Annotated in this window: 1 protein-coding gene; it reads left to right on the forward strand. The window is 67.5% G+C overall.

What is annotated here, in order from left to right; translation table 11 throughout:
- Nucleotides 1-893, forward strand: an 893-nt coding sequence (locus AVME950_RS24240; protein ID WP_284431731.1) for a type VI secretion system Vgr family protein, incomplete at both ends; no start/stop codon positions are given.

The raw sequence follows: 893 nt of genomic DNA on the forward strand, positions 1-893 counted from the left end.
GGCGAGAACTACGCGCGCTCGCGGCTGCAATCGAGCCTGACCGGGCACAGCACCGTGCGGGGCGAGTCGCGCCACCGGGCGCTGGCGCCCGGCTACACCTTCACCCTGGAGAACCACCCGCGCGAGGACCAGAACCAGCAATACCTGCTGACCGGGCTGGAGTACCACTTCAAGGAAAACCCCCAGGTCAGCGCCGTGGCGCCGGGCACCAAGGGCACGCCGCAGGAGGAGGGCTCGTTCCAGAAGTTCACCCTGCAGGCCCAGCCCACCAGCCTGCCGTATACGCCCGCGCGCACCACCCCGAAGCCCAAGACCACCGGCCCGCAGACCGCGGTGGTGGTGGGCCCGCCGGGCGAGGAGATCTGGACCGACCAGTACGGCCGGGTGAAGGTGCAGTTCCACTGGGACCGCATCGGGGCCATGGACGAGAACTCCAGCTGCTGGGTGCGGGTGTCGCACCCGTGGGCGGGGCTGAACTACGGCAGCATCCACATCCCGCGCATCGGGCAGGAAGTCATCGTGGACTTTCTGAACGGCGATCCGGACTACCCCATCATCACCGGGCGGGTGTACAACGGCATCCAGATGCCGCCGTGGAAGCTGCCGGACAACAAGACGCAGTCGGGCACGCTCACGAACTGGAGCAAGGGCGGGGGCGGGGCGAGCATGCTGCGCTTTGAGGACAAGAAGGGCATCGAGCACCTGGAGCTGTCCAACACCTACGGCAACACGTACCTGAACATGGGGTACCTGATGCACCAGGGCAGCGGCTCGCAGCGCGGGTACGGGTTCGAGCTGCGCACGGACCTGTGGGGGTCGATCCGGGCGGACAAGGGGCTGCTGATCACCACGTACCCGCAGGACTTCACCTCCAAGGTGGCGAGCAACAACCC

The organism is Acidovorax sp. SUPP950 (assembly GCF_030158935.1).
In the GTDB taxonomy this organism is placed as follows: Bacteria; Pseudomonadota; Gammaproteobacteria; order Burkholderiales; family Burkholderiaceae_C; genus Paracidovorax.